At 64.3% G+C, this 18,707-nt stretch carries 19 protein-coding genes; all 19 read right to left on the reverse strand.

The annotated features are described in order from the left end of the window. Positions 1–103: 103 nt before the first annotated feature. On the reverse strand, positions 104–1,384 hold the full coding sequence (gene murA / locus IEX78_RS14865; protein WP_188829620.1) for a UDP-N-acetylglucosamine 1-carboxyvinyltransferase: 1,281 nt from the start codon (positions 1,382–1,384) through the stop codon (positions 104–106). Positions 1,385–1,473: 89 nt separating this feature from the next. Next, complete coding sequence (locus IEX78_RS14870; protein WP_188829621.1) at positions 1,474–2,052, reverse strand: cob(I)yrinic acid a,c-diamide adenosyltransferase; 579 nt, start codon at positions 2,050–2,052, stop codon at positions 1,474–1,476. Then, the gene (locus IEX78_RS14875; protein WP_188829622.1) at positions 2,049–2,474 is read right to left on the reverse strand and encodes a DUF2550 domain-containing protein; all 426 of its coding nucleotides are present in this window, start codon (positions 2,472–2,474) and stop codon (positions 2,049–2,051) included. Before IEX78_RS14875 ends, IEX78_RS14870 begins: the two co-directional genes overlap by 4 nt. Before the next feature lie 203 nt (positions 2,475–2,677). After that, the gene (locus tag IEX78_RS14880; protein ID WP_188830207.1) at positions 2,678–3,049 is read right to left on the reverse strand and encodes a F0F1 ATP synthase subunit epsilon; all 372 of its coding nucleotides are present in this window, start codon (positions 3,047–3,049) and stop codon (positions 2,678–2,680) included. A gap of 33 nt (positions 3,050–3,082) precedes the next feature. Continuing rightward, positions 3,083–4,531, reverse strand: a complete 1,449-nt coding sequence (atpD, locus tag IEX78_RS14885; RefSeq protein ID WP_188829623.1) for a F0F1 ATP synthase subunit beta — start codon at positions 4,529–4,531, stop codon at positions 3,083–3,085. 99 nt (positions 4,532–4,630) lie between these two features. Then, positions 4,631–5,602, reverse strand: coding sequence for a F0F1 ATP synthase subunit gamma (locus IEX78_RS14890; protein ID WP_188829624.1), 972 nt, complete (start codon positions 5,600–5,602; stop codon positions 4,631–4,633). Between the two features lie 63 nt (positions 5,603–5,665). After that, positions 5,666–7,306: a F0F1 ATP synthase subunit alpha gene (gene atpA, locus IEX78_RS14895; protein WP_188829625.1), complete on the reverse strand. Its 1,641-nt coding sequence runs from the start codon at positions 7,304–7,306 to the stop codon at positions 5,666–5,668. 66 nt (positions 7,307–7,372) lie between these two features. Next, a complete protein-coding gene (locus tag IEX78_RS14900; protein WP_188829626.1) occupies positions 7,373–8,185 on the reverse strand; it encodes a F0F1 ATP synthase subunit delta in 813 nt (270 codons plus the stop codon). A 19-nt stretch (positions 8,186–8,204) separates the two neighbouring features. After that, positions 8,205–8,762 carry a F0F1 ATP synthase subunit B gene (locus IEX78_RS14905; protein ID WP_188829627.1) on the reverse strand — a complete coding sequence of 186 codons (558 nt, stop codon included), beginning with the start codon at positions 8,760–8,762 and terminating at the stop codon, positions 8,205–8,207. Positions 8,763–8,767: 5 nt separating this feature from the next. Further along, positions 8,768–9,016 carry an ATP synthase F0 subunit C gene (locus tag IEX78_RS14910; RefSeq protein WP_188829628.1) on the reverse strand — a complete coding sequence of 83 codons (249 nt, stop codon included), beginning with the start codon at positions 9,014–9,016 and terminating at the stop codon, positions 8,768–8,770. A 76-nt stretch (positions 9,017–9,092) separates the two neighbouring features. Next, positions 9,093–9,926: a F0F1 ATP synthase subunit A gene (atpB, locus tag IEX78_RS14915; protein ID WP_188830208.1), complete on the reverse strand. Its 834-nt coding sequence runs from the start codon at positions 9,924–9,926 to the stop codon at positions 9,093–9,095. A 308-nt stretch (positions 9,927–10,234) separates the two neighbouring features. Further along, positions 10,235–10,690: a Cg1360 family ATP-synthase-associated protein gene (locus IEX78_RS14920; RefSeq protein ID WP_188829629.1), complete on the reverse strand. Its 456-nt coding sequence runs from the start codon at positions 10,688–10,690 to the stop codon at positions 10,235–10,237. An 11-nt stretch (positions 10,691–10,701) separates the two neighbouring features. Then, the gene (locus tag IEX78_RS14925; RefSeq protein ID WP_188829630.1) at positions 10,702–11,850 is read right to left on the reverse strand and encodes an MraY family glycosyltransferase; all 1,149 of its coding nucleotides are present in this window, start codon (positions 11,848–11,850) and stop codon (positions 10,702–10,704) included. Between the two features lie 13 nt (positions 11,851–11,863). Beyond that, positions 11,864–12,529, reverse strand: a complete 666-nt coding sequence (locus tag IEX78_RS14930) for an L-threonylcarbamoyladenylate synthase (RefSeq protein WP_188829631.1) — start codon at positions 12,527–12,529, stop codon at positions 11,864–11,866. A 314-nt stretch (positions 12,530–12,843) separates the two neighbouring features. Then, entirely contained in the window at positions 12,844–13,710 is an 867-nt protein-coding gene (prmC, locus tag IEX78_RS14935) for a peptide chain release factor N(5)-glutamine methyltransferase (protein ID WP_188829632.1), read from the reverse strand. 54 nt (positions 13,711–13,764) lie between these two features. After that, positions 13,765–14,844 carry a peptide chain release factor 1 gene (gene prfA, locus IEX78_RS14940; RefSeq protein WP_188829633.1) on the reverse strand — a complete coding sequence of 360 codons (1,080 nt, stop codon included), beginning with the start codon at positions 14,842–14,844 and terminating at the stop codon, positions 13,765–13,767. A gap of 99 nt (positions 14,845–14,943) precedes the next feature. Then, positions 14,944–15,180 (reverse strand): 50S ribosomal protein L31, encoded by a 237-nt coding sequence (gene rpmE, locus IEX78_RS14945; protein WP_188829634.1) that lies wholly within the window; start codon positions 15,178–15,180, stop codon positions 14,944–14,946. 230 nt (positions 15,181–15,410) lie between these two features. Next, the gene (gene rho, locus IEX78_RS14950) at positions 15,411–17,522 is read right to left on the reverse strand and encodes a transcription termination factor Rho (protein WP_188829635.1); all 2,112 of its coding nucleotides are present in this window, start codon (positions 17,520–17,522) and stop codon (positions 15,411–15,413) included. A 235-nt stretch (positions 17,523–17,757) separates the two neighbouring features. Continuing rightward, entirely contained in the window at positions 17,758–18,684 is a 927-nt protein-coding gene (gene thrB / locus IEX78_RS14955) for a homoserine kinase (protein WP_188829636.1), read from the reverse strand. Positions 18,685–18,707 lie beyond the last annotated feature (23 nt).

Consider the following 18,707-nt stretch of genomic DNA (forward strand, 5'->3'; position numbering starts at 1 on the left):
TCGTTATCCCTGCCGGTGAAGGCCGGGTCGGTGTCCGTGTCGCTCTGACTCGAATAAAGTTACGTGTTGGGTAACGCGTTGTCAACTCCCCAGGTCAGAGGCCCTATTTCGGCGTACCAACCCGTTCAACTTGCCCGCCGAGGGCTTGCATCTGCTCAACGAAGTTCGGATATCCGCGGTCGATGTGGAAAACATCGTGGACTTCGGTGACACCATCGGCGCACAAGCCGGCGAGCACCAGGCCCGCGCCAGCGCGAATGTCGGACGACCACACCGGTGCGCTCGACAAACGCGGGATGCCGCGGACAACCGCGTGATGGCCGTCAGTACGCGCGTCGGCACCCAACCGGATCATCTCTTCCACAAACCGGAACCGCGCTTCGAACACGTTCTCGGTGATCATCGACGTGCCATCGGCGACGGCGGCGAGACCGATAGCCATCGGCTGCAAGTCAGTCGGGAAACCGGGGAACGGGAGAGTCGCGAAGTTGACCGCGCGCGGTCGCTCGGCCTGCACAACGCGAAAACCATTGGGCTCGTAGGTAATTCGCGCACCCGCGGAGCGCAGCTTGTCGAGCACGAGCGACAGATGCTTGGGGTTAACCCCGGTGACGCGCACGTCGCCCTGGGTCATCGACGCCGCGATCCCCCACGTCGCGGCGACGATGCGGTCGCCAATCACGCGATGCGTGGTCGGGGAAAGCCGCTTGACGCCCTGGACGGTAAGCACCGACGAACCGGCGCCTTCGATCCGCGCACCCATCTGCACGAGCATGTTGCACAGGTCGACGATGTCGGGCTCGCGCGCCGCGTTGTCGATGACGGTCTCGCCTTCCGCGAGCACGGCAGCCATCAGGATGTTCTCGGTGGCACCAACCGACGGGAAGTCGAGGCGAATGCGCGCGCCCTGGAGCTCTTCGGCCTTCGCGACAACGCAACCGTGCTCGATTTCCGACGTCGCGCCAAGCAAGCGCAAGCCTGCCTGGTGCATATCGAGGGGACGCGAACCAATCGCATCGCCACCCGGCAACGCGACAACGGCCCGCTTACAGCGCGCCATCAGCGGGCCGAGCACACAAACCGACGCGCGGAACTGCGTGACCGCCGGGAAATCGGCGTGGTACTTGGGCTCGGGCGGCGTGACGATCGAGACGACGCTGCGGTCGCCAGGGGCGTCGTCGGTAATCGCGACGTCGCAGCCGAGTCCGCGCAGGACCTCGGCCATCAACGGGACATCGAGGATGTCAGGGCAATTGGTGATGGTTGTCGTGCCCTCAGCCAACAGGGCGGCGGCCATCAGCTTCAGGACGCTGTTCTTCGCCCCGCCGACCACGACCTCGCCGACGAGCTGATTACCGCCGGAGACCAGAAACCGTTCGCTCACTCCGCCAGCTTATCGACCAGCACCGCGCGAGGTGCCCCCCGGCACCAAACCCGCCCGATCGAACCTGGGAACTGCTGTGGGCGTAGGGATTACGCTTCGCGCGCGCCGCCGGGTTGCCAAAGGACGTCGCCGTCGGGGTTGGTGACCCGGCTCAGGATGAACAACAGGTCAGAGAGGCGATTCAGGTATTTCGCGGGCAGCACTGACGTGTCATCGGGGTTGGCATCGACGGCCGCCCATGCGGACCGTTCGGCGCGGCGCACCACCGTTCGGGCAGTGTGCAACAGCGCGGCCAACGGGGTGCCCCCAGGCAAAATGAACGAATTCAGTGCTGGCAGAGGCTCATTGAACTCATCGCACCAGGTTTCGAGCCGGTCGATGTAGGGCTGGGTGATGCGCAGCGGCGGGTACTTCGGGTCGGCGACAACCGGGGTCGACAGATCAGCGCCCGCGTCGAAGAGGTCGTTTTGCACCTGACGCAACACCGCGAGAATTTCGGCATTGGGCTGACCAAGCGCGACAGCGACGCCGATCGCGGCATTGGCCTCATCGCAGTCGGCATACGCGACAACGCGCGAATCGGTTTTCGCAACCCGCGAGAAGTCGCTCAGGCCCGTTGTCCCGTCGTCGCCGGTTCGCGTGTAAATGCGGGTGAGATGAACGCTCATGCCTGACCACCCCGGGTGCGGCGCGCACGATCCGACGGGCGCGATTCCAGCCACGACAGGAAAGCGGCCATCGAACCACGATCCAACGCGAGCTCGTAAGAACCGTGCGGATCGGTGACCCCGACGACGATTTCGTCGTGCATGATGTCGAACTCGTCGCCCTGGGGCTTACGCCGTTCGTCGATCTCTAGGCCCTGGCGATGAATTGTGCTGTCGGGGCCGAGTTTGAGACTGGTGAGCTTGAAGAAAACCAGCTTGTCTTCCTCGTAGCGAATGAGCCCGTGTCGCCAACCAGCGCCACCTTTAGCAGGCAAAACCCGCAGCAACGCGGCGGTGCCGCCACGGCGCAACATCACCAACCGGTAGGTAGATGCGGCAGCTAAGAAGACCAGCGTGAAGACCAGAATGATCAGCAGAACCATCCCGGTGTGCAATGCCGTACGCCCTTCCGCTGTAGCCGGTGTATCAGTGACACGTCCTTCGTCATTCAATCACGTCGACGGAAACCCGATCAACGCGGTCCCATTCCCCCGACGTCGGCGCGTCAAACCACCCAGATACGCGAAATGCCGGTGACGAACTTTTCAAAAGTTCGTCACCGGCCCTTCGGTGAAGCTGCTAGCAGCTAGTTGACGGTGACCGTCGCCTCGTAGGCACGGAGCTGGCCCTGCGCGATACGCAGTTCCTCCTCCGAAACCTCACCGGTGGCGATGACCTGCCGCGCGGCGTCGGGGTCGACCTCGCCCGCGAGGTCGGCCGACTCGGCAAGCACCCGCACGGTGTCGGCGGTGACCGAGAAGAAGCCACCGTGCACCGCGGCGACGATCCGCTCGCCGTCGGTCGACACGATCGTGACCGTGCCGCCCTCAACGAGCTGACCGAGCAGCGGCTCATGGCCAGCCATGATGCCGATCTGACCCTCGGTGGTCTGCGCGCTGACGAACGTAGCGTTGCCGGACCAGATCTTGCGCTCGACGGCGACGAGATCGACCGTCATCGTCCTTGCGTTGGAATCAGTCGCCATTGGTGACTACTTCCCGGCGATCTTCTTCGCAGCGGCCTCGACGTCGTCGAGTCCACCGCAGGAGTTGAACGCCTGCTCCGGAAGGTGATCGAACTCGCCCTTGCAGACGCGGTCGAAGTCGTCGATGGTCTGCGCAAGCGGCACGACCGAGCCCGGCTGACCGGTGAACTTCTCGGCGACGATGAAGTTCTGGCCGAGGAACTTCTCCAGGCGACGGGCGCGACCGACGAGGACCTTGTCCTCTTCGGAAAGCTCGTCCATACCGAGGATGGCGATGATGTCCTGCAGTTCCTTGTACTTCTGCAGGATTCGCTTGACCTCGTTGGCAACACGGAAGTGACGCTCGCCGACGATCGAAGCCTCAAGGATGCGCGAGGTCGAGGTCAGCGGGTCAACGGCCGGGTAGATGCCCTTCTGCGAGATCGGGCGCGAAAGCTCGGTCGTCGCATCGAGGTGGGCGAAGGTCGTCGCCGGGGCCGGGTCGGTGTAGTCGTCGGCGGGGACGTAGATCGCCTGCAGCGAGGTGATCGAGCGGCCCTTCGTCGAGGTGATGCGCTCCTGAAGAGCACCCATCTCGTCGGCCAGCGTGGGCTGGTAACCAACGGCCGAAGGCATACGACCCAGCAGGGTCGAAACCTCGGAACCGGCCTGGGTGAAACGGAAGATGTTGTCGATGAAGAGCAACACGTCCTGGTGCTGGACATCGCGGAAGTACTCCGCCATGGTCAGCGCCGACAGCGCGACGCGCATACGCGTGCCCGGCGGCTCGTCCATCTGGCCGAAGACAAGGGCGGTGTCCTGAAGGACGCCCATCTCTTCCATTTCCAGGTGAAGGTCGGTGCCCTCACGAGTACGCTCACCGACACCCGCGAACACCGAGGTGCCCGAGAACTCGCGAGCGATACGGGTGATCATCTCCTGGATCAGAACGGTCTTGCCGACGCCGGCACCACCGAACAGACCGATCTTGCCGCCCTTGACGTAAGGGGTGAGCAAGTCGATGACCTTAATACCGGTCTCAAGCAGCTCGGTCTTGCCTTCGAGCTGGTCGAAGCTCGGCGGCTGGCGGTGGATGCCCCACTGCTCGCCGTCGCGGCCAAGGCCGGGGGTGTCGAGGCAGTCACCGAGGGCGTTGAACACGTGGCCCTTGACGACGTCGCCGACGGGAACCGAGATCGGCTTGCCGGTGTCGGTGACGCTGGCGCCACGGACAAGGCCGTCGGTCGGCTGCATCGAGATGGTGCGCACGATGTTGTCGCCGAGGTGCTGAGCGACCTCAAGGGTGAGGGTCTTAGCAACCGACGGAAGGGCGATGTCGGTGTGCAGCGCGTTGAACTGCTCGGGGATGGCACCACGCGGGAACTCGACGTCCACGACGGGGCCGATGACACGGACGACGCGACCGGCGGTGTCGCCCGCCTTCTTCGCGTTGTCCTGAGTGACAGCTGCGGTCATTAGATTGGTTCTCTCTGTGCTGGATTGGCGGCCTTCGGGGGCCCTTCGTGGTTACGCAAGCTTCCGCCTACGGGCCCTGACCTCAGGCCGCGGCGCTGTTTAGTCGCGGTCCGAGCTCGACGCCAGCGCGTTGACGCCACCGACGATTTCGCTGATTTCCTGCGTAATTTGGGCCTGACGCACCGAGTTCGCCTCGCGCTGGAGCACATTGGCCAGCTCGTTGGCGTTGTCGGTCGCCGCCTTCATTGCGGTGCGCCGAGCCGCGGACTCGGATGCCGCTGCCTCAAGCAACGATGAGTAGATACGGGTTCCAACGTACTTGGGCAGCAGTGCGCCCAGCAGCACGTCGGCGTCCGGCTCGAACTCGTACTGAGCCGTGACAACCACGTTCGGCGCGTCCGACAGCATGTCGTCGCCGAGCTCGTACGCCTCGTCGACGATGTTGACCTGGATGGGCGCCAAACGACGCACCTCCGGGGTCTGGGTCAGCATCGAGACGAACTTGGTGTAGACGATGTGCAACTCGTCGACACCAGGGACTTCGCCTTCGCCGTCGAGCGCGGGAACCGTGCCCTCGGAACCAGCCATGAACGCCTTGACCAGGAACTCGCATGCGGCCTGAGCATCGGCGTAGGTCGGCTGCTGGGAGAAGCCGGTCCACGAACCCTGGAACGGGCGGTTGCGGAACTTGTAGAACGTGAGGCCCTTGTTGCCCATCACGTACAGCACCGGTTCCTTGCCGTCGCCGCGCAGCGTGGTCATAAGCTCCTCGGCGCGCTTGAGCACGTTGGAGTTGTAACCGCCACACATGCCGCTGTCGCTGGTGATCACCAGGACGGCGGCGCGCTTCGGGTTGGGCCGCTCGGTGAGCAGCGGGTGCGCCAAGTTCTTCGACGCGCTCGCCAGCTCACCGAGGACCTTCGTGATCTCTTCGGCGTACGGCTTGGCCGCGGCAACGCGGGCCTGTGCCTTGGAGATGCGCGAGGTCGCGATCAGTTCCTGAGCCTTGGTGATCTTCTTGATCGAATTCACACCACGAATGCGGGAGCGCAATTCACGCAAACTTGCCATTTAACGGTTCACACTCCCCTCATTCATCAGAACGGAAATTGCCGACATCAGTTCAGACCCGGCTTACTTCTCGACGTGCTTGCGGGTAACCGAAAGCGACTCGACCTCTTCGTGGTCAAGATCGCCAGCGGCGGCCTCGTTCACGACGCGCGAACCGTCGGCAGCAAGGAAGCCCTGCTTGAAGTTGTCGGTCTCGGCCTTGATCTTGTCGGCGGCCTCGCCCTCGAGCGGCTTCTTGCCACCCTGCAGCGCGTCGAACGAATCCTGCGCGGTGCTGTGCAGGTGCTCAAGGAGCTCGGCAGTGAAGCGACGCACGTCGCCAACCGGCACCGAGTCGTAGTAGCCACCGTCGACGAGGTAGATCGAAACGACCTGGTCCTCGACCGAAACCGGCGAGTACTGGTCCTGCTTGAGCAGCTCAACCCAGCGGGCGCCACGCTCAAGCTGAGCGAGCGACGCGGCGTCGAGGTCGGAAGCGAACGCGGAGAACGCCTCAAGCTCGCGGTACTGCGCCATTTCCAGACGCAGCGAACCGGCGACCTTCTTCATGGCCTTGGTCTGCGCGGCGCCACCGACACGGGAAACCGAGGTACCGACGTTGATAGCCGGACGCACGCCCTTGTTGAACAGGTCGGACTCAAGGAAGACCTGGCCGTCGGTGATGGAGATGACGTTGGTCGGGATGAACGCCGAGACGTCGTTGGCCTTGGTCTCGATGATCGGCAGCCCGGTCATCGAGCCGCCGCCCATTTCGTCGGACAGCTTCGCGCAACGCTCAAGCAGACGGGAGTGCAGGTAGAACACGTCACCGGGGTACGCCTCGCGGCCCGGCGGACGACGCAGCAGCAGCGAGATCGCGCGGTAGGCCTCGGCCTGCTTGGTGAGGTCGTCAAACACGATGAGGACGTGCTTGCCCTGGTACATCCAGTGCTGGCCGATGGCCGAACCGGTGTAGGGGGCCAGCCACTTGAAGCCCGCGGAATCGGAAGCAGGCGCGGCGACGATGGTGGTGTACTCCATCGCGCCGTGCTCCTCAAGCGCGGACTTGACGCCCGCGATGGTGGAGCCCTTCTGGCCGATCGCGACGTAGATGCAGCGAACCTGCTTGGACGGGTCGCCGGTTTCCCAGTTCGCCTTCTGGTTCAGGATCGCGTCCACGGCGACAGCGGTCTTGCCGGTCTTGCGGTCGCCGATGATCAGCTGACGCTGGCCACGGCCAATCGCGGTAAGGGCGTCGATCGCGGTGATACCGGTCGCGAGCGGCTCCTCAACGGGCTGACGCTCAAGCACGGTCGCGGCCTGAAGCTCAAGCACGCGGCGCTCGTCGGACTCGATCGGGCCGAGTCCGTCGATCGGCTGGCCGAGCGGGTTGACGACACGACCGAGGAAGTTGTCACCAACGGGAACCGAGAGCACGTCGCCGGTGCGGCGGACTTCCTGGCCCTCTTCGAGCGAGGCCGACTCGCCGAGGATGACGGCACCGATCTCGGTGTCCTCAAGGTTCAGCGCGACGCCGAGGACGCCGCCCGGGAACTCAAGCAGTTCGTTGGCCATCGCCGAAGGCAGCCCACTGACGTGCGCGATGCCGTCGCCGGTGTCGGTGACAAGACCGACCTCTTCGATGGAGGTTTCGGGGGTGTAGCTCTGGGTGTAGCTCTCGATCGCGCTACGGATCTCGTCGGAGGAGATCGTCAGCTCCGCCATGTTGTTCCTGCTCTCGCTGTGGTCTCGAATGTCGGGGGTTGGATAAAGCGCGTGCTCGCTGGTCCGTTAGGACAGCGCGCGACGCAGCTTCTCCAGTCGGCCGGTGGCGCTGCCGTCGATGACGTCGTCTCCGACGCGCACGACGACGCCGCTCAGCAGCGTCGGGTCGACCTGCACGTGCACGGTGACCGGCTTGCCGTAGATGCGCTGCAGCGAAGCGGCGAGCCGCTCCTTCTGCGAGGCGCTCAGCTCGACGGCCGCATGCGCGTGGGCGACGATCTGGTCACGACGGGCCGCCGCCAGATCGGACAGGGCGTCGAAAGCGACGCCGATGTTGTTGGTCCGCAGTCGGGTGACCGCCTGCTCGGCCAGCGTCAGGGTGATCGGCTCGGCCTTGCCCGACAGCAGGCGCTCAACGAGCTCCTTGCGGGCCTTGACCGGCTTGCCCTGATCGGAAAGCGCCTGCTCAAGCTCGGGGTTGTCGGCGATGATGCGACCGAGCCGGAACAGCTCGTCTTCCACCGCGTCGAGCCGACCGCCATCAGCGGCCGAGGCGAGCAGGGCTTCCTGTCCGAGCAGCACCAAGGTGTTGACCAAGTCGCTGGTGCGCGACCAGTTCTGGGCGACCGCGGTGGTCAGCACTGCCTGAGTGGCAGCGCTGACCTTGCCGCCGAAGATCCGCTCACTGAGTTCAGCGCGCGCCGAACCCGGCACCGAGGAGTCCGCGAGCGCCACACGCAGCGAACGCTGGTCGTCCAGCACGGCGACAACGGCGAAAAGTTCCGAACCCGTTGTGGCCGCGATAGTTTCGCTTCCGGTCAACGCGACCCGAAGCGCCTCGCGAGACCGGGCACTGGCCTCGCGGCTCGCTGCGTACATGCTTCTCACTTTCGCGTCGCTACCTTCCGACCCCGATGCCAGCGTCGGTGTCGTCAAGTTCGCTGAGGAACTTGTCGATCGACGCGGCCTGCTTGGCCTCGTCCGAGACCGACTGACCGATGATCTTCTCGGCCAAGTCGACGGCCGTGCGGCCGACCTCGGAACGCAGTTCGGTCAGGATCTGCTGACGCTGAGCTTCCAGCTGCGAGTGACCAGCGGCGACGATACGGTCGCTTTCGGCCTGTGCATCGGTACGCATCTGCGCCAGAATCTGCTGACCCTGGGTGCGCGCATCCTCGCGGATACGTGCGGCCTCGAGCCGGGCGTCGGCAAGCTGCTGCTGGTATTGCGCCAGCGTGTGCTTTGCCTCTTCCTGGGCTGCCTCGGCCCGAGCGATACCGCCTTCGATCTTGTCGGTGCGGTCTTCAAGAGTCTGCGTGACGCGAGGAACGACGTACTTCCAGAACAGCAGACCAATGACGATGACGCAGACGATCGACCAGACGATGTCGTACGTTTCGGGGATAAGAGGATTCACATCCTCTCCCCCTGCGGCGAGCGTGATGATTTCGCGCATCGGAATCAGAAGATGAAGCCGGCGACGAGGCCGATCAGCGCCAGGGCCTCGGTGAACGCGATACCGAGGAACATGTTGGTGCGGATCTGGCCGGAGAGCTCAGGCTGACGGGCGATGCCCTCGATGGCCTTACCAACGACGATACCCACGCCGATGCCGGGGCCAATCGCGGCGAGGCCGTAGCCGATGGCACCGAAGCCCTTGAAGGTCGACTCGGTGTTCGCGGCTTCCTGGGCCAGGTAAGCGAGGCTCATGAGCTTGTTTCCCTTTCTTTTGCTCACCCGCCGGTCGGCGCGTGTAGCAGGTTTGGCAGTTGTGGCGGAATGAAGGTCAGTGGTCGTCGGCGTGCTGCGCGAGGCCGATGTACACCGCGGTCAGCAGGGCGAAAACGTACGCCTGCAGGAAGATGACCAGCAGCTCGAACAGCGTGAAGCCGATGCCCGCGATCAGTGAGAAGGGCGAGAAGACCTTCATCCATGCGGTGGCATCGAAGAGGAAGAACCACGTGGCGCTGAAGAACAGCACCAGCATGATGTGGCCGGCCAGCATGTTGGCCATGAGTCGGACGGTAAGCGTGAACGGGCGCAGGATGAACGTCGAGATGAACTCGATCGGAATCAGCAGCACGTGCAGCGCGATCGGCACATCGGGAACAACAATGCTCGAACGCATGTACTTGAAGAAACCGTACTTGCGGATACCGACATAGTTGAAGGCGATGTAAGCCAAAGCGGCGAGCACGATCGGCATACCGACGCGCGCGTTCGACGAGATGTTCAAGAACGGAACCACAGAGGAGAAGTTCAGGAACAACACCGTGAAGAAGATGGTGGCGATCAGCGGAAGGAAACGCTTACCGGTTTCCTTACCGAGGACTTCATCAGCGATCTGTTCCTTGACGAAAACAACGCCGAGTTCAGCCACATTCTGAAGGCCGCGCGGAACGATCTTCGGTGAGCGGAAAGCCAGCGCGAAGACGATCACCAAGACGGCGGTCATCAGGAGCCGGACCAGCATCAGGCGATCGAGTTCGAACGGCGTACCCTCGAACAGCACCGCTGGAGGGAAGAAGTCGGACAGCGATGGCGCGTGGAACTCGCCCGCCGCCAAAGTGATGACGCTCAGCGTTCTCTCCCGTGTTCGGGCCGCGGGTACGACGGTCATTCCCGCGGTTCGATCGGACATATGACGATCTAATGGGGGTCGACGCTTGTCGGCTCGAATTTCGACAGTGGCTTTACGGCGTAACCGCGAACGACTGTACGGGTGTCGGCGACATCGTCGACATGCTTGTTCCGGGCATATTCCTCCCGGATCGGCAGTAAGCATAGCGGCACCAGGTGCGATCAGGATGATCCACCCCCGGCAACCCGAGGCAAAGCCCCGAACTGATCCGGGCCGCGCCCCCAGCTTGGGTGCTTGCTTACTTACACTTTACCAAGTTATCTACGACGTTGGGTAGTGGGGTGCGATTATTCCTGCTCGGAAGCCGTTTCGCTGTCTCCCGCGCGTGTCGTGACGTACGGAACCTTTTGGCTCACAACGCCATACGTCTCCGCGCCGAGCACGATGATGAGCGCGCCGACGACGGTGAAGAACAGGGCGGGGCGACTGTAGAAATCGAACTGGTTCAGGATCGCTACCAGCACTAATGCGACAAGCAGCTTGCCAACCCAGCTCACCAACATGACCATGTGAGCCGTCGTTGGCGGCAGCTTCGCGCCGAGAATCACCGAGATCACGGTGGTGAGGATGAACCCGCCGCCGATCAGGCAGCCGAACACCGCGCCCCACAGACCGGCGATGCCAGCGAGGGCGGTGGCGACGATCACCGACAAAACGACGAGCACGCCAAGCCCGATCAGGCCGTAGCGAAGGGCGGCGCGCAGGGGTGCCTGCTCTTCCGGGGGCGGGGTTTGAGTGCTCACGCCAAAAAACTTTACCTTGCGGGCTGGGTTGGCGTTTTGGCCGGACCGGGCCGTCGCATCGACGGAATCGCCGTCACGACCAGCGCGAACACCAGTCCGCCAGCGACTAGCAGCACAACAACGCGCCGATCCATCAGTGAAGTGCCAACGGCACCAAAGGCCAGCACGCCGACCCATAAATAGATCAACAACACAACGCGACGGTGCGAATGCCCGATCTGCAACAAACGATGATGCAGATGCATTTTGTCCGGTGTGGAAAAACTCACGCCAGCGCGCACGCGACGAACAATCGCCAACAACAGATCAAGCACCGGAATGAACATCACCGCGCCAACAAGCAGCAGCGGCGACAGCAGACCGACGATGTCGCGCGGGCCGTAACCCTGCAGCGGAATTCGACCAGAAGCGCCGGTGGAAACAGCGGCGAGCATCAATCCGATCAACATCGAACCGGTGTCGCCCATAAAAATGCGGGCCGGCTGGAAATTGTGCGGAAGAAATCCGAGGCACGCGCCTGCCAAGGCGGCGGCGAGCAATGCGGGCGGATAGGTGTCGACCGAGCCGCCCTGGTCGTAAAGCAGGCCAACCGAGAACACGAAAACCGCACCCGCGCAAATCAATCCCAAGCCAGCGGCGAGACCGTCGAGCCCGTCAACGAAGTTCATCGCGTTGATGAGCGTGACGCTGATCGCGACGGTGACAAGACCGCCCTGGAGGGCGTCGAGGACGACAGTTGTGTCATTGAATGGGTTGTAAATGACGTACCAACTCAGGCCCATTACCGCCATCACGCCAGCGGCGGTCACCTGTCCGGCGAATTTCGTGAGCGCGTCAAGGCCCCAACGGTCGTCAATAATGCCGACCGCGACGATGATCGTCGCCGCGACAAGCACGGCGGGAATATCGGGCGCGTAATCGAAACCGCGCCGCAGCGCGGGCAATTGGTGTGCGAAGGCGACCGCGGCGACAACGCCGATGTACATGCCAAGCCCACCCATGCGCGGGACCGGCTTGACGTGGACGTCGCGTTCACGCGGCACCGCGACCGCACCAAAGCCGATGGCGAGCACTCGGACTCCACCGGTGGCCAAGAAGGTCACGGTGGCCGAGACGAGCAGCACGAGGACGAGCTCGCGCAGAGGAACAACCGTGCTCATCGCGGGCGTGCTGTCACCGCTGCGCGGGGCTGAGGAGGGCGTCGGGCGTCATACCAAGAACCTCGGCGATCTCCTCGGCCGACACCGCGCCTTCGCGGAGGATGCGCGGCTGGTCGGCGGTGAGGTCGACGATGGTCGACGCGGTCGCGTGCTCGGCGGGGCCGCCGTCGAGGTAGACGCTGGCGAGCGAACCGAGCTGGTCACGGGCCTGTTCGACAGTGCTCGCGGGCGGTTGCCCCGACACATTCGCACTCGACACCGCGAGCGGGCCGACCTCCCGCAGCAGCTCAAGCGCGACCGGATGCAGCGGCATCCGCAGCATCACCGTGCCGCGGGTATCGCCGAGATCCCATGCGAGCGAAGGCGCTGCCTGGACGACAAGGCTGAGCGCACCCGGCCAAAACGCGCGAATCAATTCGCGTGCCTGCGGGCGAACCGAGAAAACGAGGCCGTCGATGGTGTGCCACGAACCAACGAGCACCGGCACCGGCATGTCGCGCCCACGCCGCTTCGCGGCAAGCAGGTCGGCGACGGCGGCCGAGTCGAAGGCGTCGGCGGCGATGCCGTAGAGGGTGTCGGTCGGCATCACGACAAGCCGACCCGATTTCAGTGCGCTCGTCGCGGCGGTGATGCCTGCCGCGCGCGAATCCGGCTGTGCACAGTCATAGACGGTACTCACTGTGCTTCGTCCGCCTCTCCGAGGAACTATCGGTGGTTTTGCGTACGCGGCGCTGAGGTTTCGCTGCCGCGCCAATACTGCCGCGCTGCCACGCGGGAAACACCGCGCGAGGCCGTTGCGTGCGTCGCAGAGTCTAGCCCCCAAACCTGGGCGCGCGTGCGGGGGGAGTTTTCGAGGTCGCTGATCGCAGGTCGGAGTGCCGATTACGTGACTAGCCCCGGGTGGACACGCGCGCGGTCTGCGCGGCGACCGCTGTCACCACTCGCGGTGTACGAGCGGCGCCCGATCCGTCAAGCCGTGACAGAACCAGACCTCTACCTGCGGCGGGCGGTGACGAAGCGCGGCTTGTTGGCCAGGTCGTTGTGTCGGGCGACTTCGGTGAAGTCTGCGGTTGTCAGGGCGTCAGCCACTCCCGCACCGTTGGTGTCGTCATGTTCGATGCCGGTCGCGCCGCCCGCGCGCACAAGTCGCGCGATGTTCGGGACCATCCGGTTGATCACGCTCAATCCGTCGGGGCCGCCAAACAGGGCGCGGTGCGGATCATGTTGGGCCACTTCGGGTTCCAGCGTCGCCGCTTCGGGAATGTACGGCGGGTTCGACACGACGAGGTCCACTCGGCCGGTCAACTCGCTCAGTAGCGCGGGGTCGGTGACGTCGGCGGCGTGGACCGCGATGGGCGTATCTCCTTGCGCCGCACGGTCTTTCGCGTTGCTCCGGGTCCATTCCAGCGCTGCGGGGTCGAGTTCGACCGCGTGCACCTCGGCGTCGGGGCGCGCATGGGCGATAGCGAGGGCGATGGCACCCGATCCGGCGCATAGGTCGACAACGATCGGGGCCTTCACACCATCCAGCGACCGCACCGCCCATTCGACAAGCAACTCGGTTTCGGGGCGCGGGATGAAAACCCCGGGCCCGACGGCGAGGTCGATCGCGCCGAGCGGGGCCGTTCCGGTCAAGTGCTGCAACGGAATTCGCTGTTCGCGCTGGGCGACGAGCGCATCGAACGGGTCGACGAACGCGGCGTCGACCGTCGGCTCAAGCGCGAGTCGCATCCTCGAAACGCCGAGCACGTGCGCGGCGAGTAATTCGGCGTCAAGCAACGGCGACGCGACGCCCGCCGCGCTCAACCGCTCCCCCGCCGCGACAATCAACGGCCGCAGCCGAATCTGTTCAGCCACCATGCCGCCTCCACTTGTCGGACCGTTGCGCCGCAGGCTTGTCGGCGGTGCGGCGGGCTATTCCGCCGCCATGCGCGCGTCGCGGTCGGCCTTGCCAAGCGCGTCGAGCAACGCGTCCATGTCGCCCTGCAAAACCGCGTCAAGATTGTGTGCCTTGAAGCCGATGCGGTGGTCGGCGATGCGGTTTTCCGGGAAGTTGTAGGTGCGGATGCGCTCGGAGCGGTCGACCGTGCGGATCTGGCTCGCGCGACCGGCGGCAGCTTCCGCGTCGGCCTGTTCTTCGGCCAATGCCTGCAAACGCGCCGACAACACCTGCATCGCGCGCGCCTTGTTTTGCAGCTGCGAACGCTCGTTCTGGCAGGTCACGACGATGCCGGACGGGAGGTGGGTGATGCGAACGGCCGAGTCGGTCGTATTAACGCCCTGACCTCCCTTGCCCGACGAACGGTAGACGTCGATGCGCAGGTCGGTTTCGTCGATCTGCACCTGCTCGACCTCGTCGGGCTCGGGGTAGATCAGCACGCCAGCCGCCGAAGTGTGGATGCGGCCCTGCGACTCGGTGACGGGCACGCGCTGCACACGATGAACCCCACCTTCGAACTTGAAGCGCGACCACACGCCGTCGCGGGCCGCGTCGCGCGACTTGATCGACAGCGTCGCTTCCTTGTATCCGCCCAGGTCAGAATAGGTGACGTCGAGCGTTTCGACCTTCCACCCGTGCCGCTCGGCGTAGCGGATGTACATGCGCGCGAGGTCGGCGGCGAACAGCGCCGACTCCTCACCACCTTCGCCGGACTTCACCTCAAGCACAACGTCGTCGCCGTCGTGCGGGTCGCGGGGGGCGAGCAGGTCGGCGAGCGCGAGCTCAAGCTCAACCAACTGGGCTTCCAGGCCGGGGACCTCGGCGGCGAACGCGGCGTCGTCGGCAGCGAGTTCACGCGCGGCTTCCAGGTCGTCGCGCACCGCTTCCAGCTTGCGATAGGTGCTCATCACGGGCGCGAGCTCGGCGAACCGCTTACCAACGCGACGTGCCGCACCCGCGTCGTTGTGCAGCGACGGGTCGGCTAGCTGCGCTTCAAGGCCCGCGTACTCGGCGAGAACGTCATCGATAGCGGAAGGAGCCGTCTGATCGGCCATGAGTTGAACTCCTGCGGAGGGTTGTCACAAGGTGGGCGCTACACAAAACACCAAACGCCCGGTCCTGCGGAAAGCAGTACCGGGCGTCGGTGGTGGCAACTAGGAGGCGTCGTCGGCCTTCTTGGCGCCGGCGCGCTTGCCGTAGCGAGCCTCGAAGCGAGCAACGCGGCCGCCGGTGTCGAGGATCTTCTGCTTGCCCGTGTAGAACGGGTGGCACTGCGAGCAAACCTCGACGGTGATCTGGCCGGACTCCTTGGTGGAGCGAGTCTGGAAGGTGTTGCCGCAACCACACACAACGGTGGTGTCGACATACGTGGGGTGGATTCCTGCCTTCATGGGCGTCCTCTCGATCATGGTCCCGGGTCGCACACCACTGGAAACGTGGAATACGTGAACCGGTACCGACTAGGCGGAATATCTGCGAACTCGCAGACACACGATTAACCAGTATGCCAGAGTTCGCCGCGCTGGATGACAACGCCCTCTGGTCACGCGTTGTTCCCACGTCGGCGAAACGACCGATGGGTCCCGCTCGAAAGCGGAACCCATCGGCAAACTTCACTGTGTCACTCGTCCAGCGCGCCCGGTGCGGTCTTGGAAACCGTCATCAGGAACTCCAGGTTATTCTTCGACTTACGCAACCGGTCCATCAACAGGTCGATGGCCTGGTGCGAATCGAGGCCCGAAAGCACGCGGCGCAGCTTGTGCACGACCGCCATCTCGTCGGGCGACATCAGCAGTTCGTCGTGACGCGTCGACGACGGGTTGATGTCGACGGCAGGGAACACGCGACGTTCGGCGATCTTGCGGTCGAGCTTGAGCTCGGCGTTGCCGGTGCCCTTGAACTCTTCGAAGATCACCGTGTCGCCGGTAGAACCGGTCTCGACCATCGCGGTGGCGATGATGGTGAGCGAGCCACCGTTTTCGATGTTGCGCGCCGCGCCGAGGAACCGCTTGGGCGGGTACAGCGCGGTCGAGTCGACACCACCGGAGAGGATGCGACCCGATGCGGGCGACGAGTTGTTGTACGCGCGGCCGAGTCGAGTGATCGAATCAAGCAGCACCACAACGTCTTTGCCCATTTCCACCAGACGCTTTGCCCGCTCGATGGCGAGTTCGGCGACGGAGGTGTGGTCGCCCGGCGGACGGTCGAAGGTCGATGCGATGACCTCACCCTTCACCGAACGCTGCATGTCGGTGACCTCTTCGGGACGCTCATCAACAAGCACAACCATGAGGTAGCACTCGGGGTTGTTGATCGCGATCGCGTTGGCGATGTCCTGCATGATCGTGGTCTTACCCGCCTTGGGCGGGGAAACGATCAGCGCGCGCTGGCCCTTACCAATGGGCATGATCAGGTCGATCACACGCGTGGTGAGCTTGTTTTGCGCGGTTTCCAGACGCAGCCGCTGATTGGGGTACAGCGGGGTGAGCTTCTGGAAATCGGGACGGCGCTTGGCAGCTTCGACATCGCCGCCGTTGACGGTGTCGAGACGAACTAGCGGGTCGAACTTCTGCCGCTGGTTGTTGCTTTCGCCGTCACGCGGGGCGCGAACCGCACCGGTGATGGCGTCGCCACGCCGAAGTCCGTTCTTGCGAACGAGATTCATCGACACGTACACGTCGTTCGGGCCGGCGAGGTAACCGGACGTGCGGACGAACGCGTAGTTGTCGAGCACGTCAAGAATGCCTGCGACAGGCTGCAATACGTCGTCTTCGCGGATTTCGATATCGCGCGATTCGCCAGCGGCGGGAGCGCCACCGTCGCGGTCGCGACCACGACGACGCTCACGGAACCGGCGACCACGCCGACCGCCGCGACCCTCTTCGTCGTCGCCATCGCGATCTTCGCGCGGGCCACGGGCGGGGCCGTTGTTGTTGCCAGCGTTGGCATTGCCGTTCGCATTGCCGTTGCCATTTTGGTTGCGCTGGTTGTTGTTCCGCTCGTTGCGGTCACCCCGCTCGCCGCGATCATTACGGTCGCCACGATCACCACGGTCGTTGCGCTCGCCCCGGTCGGGACGCTCGCCACGCTCGGGCCGGTCGCCACGATCTCGACGACGCTCGCCCTGCTCGTTCTCGGTCTTGGGCTCATCGGTGCGAACCTCAGCGGCGTTGGCCGAGTTGGCAGCGTTACCTGAGTTGGCGGCGTTGCCTGAGTTGTCGTTACCCGAACGACCCTGCTCACGACCACGACGCTGACGGCCACGACCACGCTGACCACCATCGCGACCCGAATCGTCGCGACCAGACTCATCAGACCCCGACTGCCCCGACTGCTCAGCTTGCGCCGGAGCCTGCTCAACGGGCTTCTCAGCAACAGCGACCGCGGTAGGTGCGGCGGTCTGCGCGGCGGCGGGAGCGGATTCTGCTGCGGCGGGAGCCGACTTTTCAGCCTTGTCGCCGCGCGACTTGGCGGCGGGCGCCTTCTCAGCGCGCGGCTTCTCGGCGGCCGAACCGCCGGACTGATTTTCCTTAATAGCGGCGATGAGATCGCCCTTACGCATCCCCGAGGTGCCTCGGATACCGAGTTCCCCCGCCAGTGCGCGCAACTGCGGCAGCAGCATTCCAGTCAGCCCCGATCGTGCGACGTCGGTTTGTTCGCTTATTTTCGAAATCTGTCCGGATTCACTTTCGCGGCCGCCCGAGGGTGTCGCGAGCAGGTCCGTTTCTGTCACGGAAATCCTTTCCTTCCCTCGAGTGCCTTATGCATTGGTCGAGGGTTCGTTCCGTAGACCCGGTAATGCGTACCGAGCACGGATTATGCGTCCGCGAGGAGAGATCGCTCTTCAAAACTGCCCTAGAGCTTGCTTGAGCGATTGCCCTGATGAAGCACCGGCGTCTGACGCGCACGATGTACGGACAGACCAAGAATAGCGCTGTATCCGTAGCATCGGCAAGGCAGGCACGCCGTTAGTCGATCGAGACCCCGTCAGCGATCACCGGTTCGATCACTTCGAGCCCTTCGGCCTTGGCGAGTTCATGCAATTCAGCGGGAAACTCGCTGGTCGTGAGCGCGAGAATGGTGGGACCAGCACCCGAGACCGTCGCGGCGATGCCAGCGGCGCGCAACCGCGCGATCCACGCGGTGGTCAGCGGCAACGCTGGTGCGCGTTGGGTCTGATGCAACTTGTCTTGCGTTGCCTGCATCAGCAGGTCGGGGCGTTCGGTGAGCGCGACAACCGCGAGCGCGGCCCGACTCACGTTGAATGCCGCGTCGCCGTGCGGAACCTGCGCGGGCAGCAGCCCACGGGTGTGCGCGGTCGATGAACGCTCGCTCGGCACAAGTACGACAACGCGCAGCGCGGCGGCGGGCGCGAGACGAACAGCGCGGTAGCGAACGGTGCCGTCTTCGGCGGTCTCGGTCCATGAAACAACAGCACCGCCGAGCACGCTCGCGGCGGCATTATCGGGGTGGCCTTCGAATTCCGAAGCCAAATGCACGAGTTCGTCGCGATCGATTTCGAGCGCCGGATCGAACTTCGCGGCGAGCCCAGCGCCTGCCGCGAGTCCACCAACAACGGCCGACGCACTCGACCCAAGCCCACGCGAATGCGGAATCACGTTGCGGCACACCACATCTAGGCCACCGGCGCGCAAACCCGCTGCGGCTAAACCTGCTTCGATGGCGCGAACAACAAGATGTGTTGGCCCCCACGGCACATCGTTGGCACCTTCACCCTCGACGCGGATGGTGAGTCCGTCGTCGGTGGTGCGCACCTCGATCTCGTCGTAGATGCCCAAAGCCATTCCCAGACAATCGAATCCGGGACCAAGGTTGGCCGTCGACGCGGGCACCCGCACCGAAACGGCCAACCCGGCGGGCAAGGTGGCTGACATCGTTGAGACCTCGTGCGCGCTCA

It is taken from the genome of Nocardia camponoti (assembly GCF_014646135.1).
GTDB lineage: Bacteria > Actinomycetota > Actinomycetes > Mycobacteriales > Mycobacteriaceae > Nocardia > Nocardia camponoti.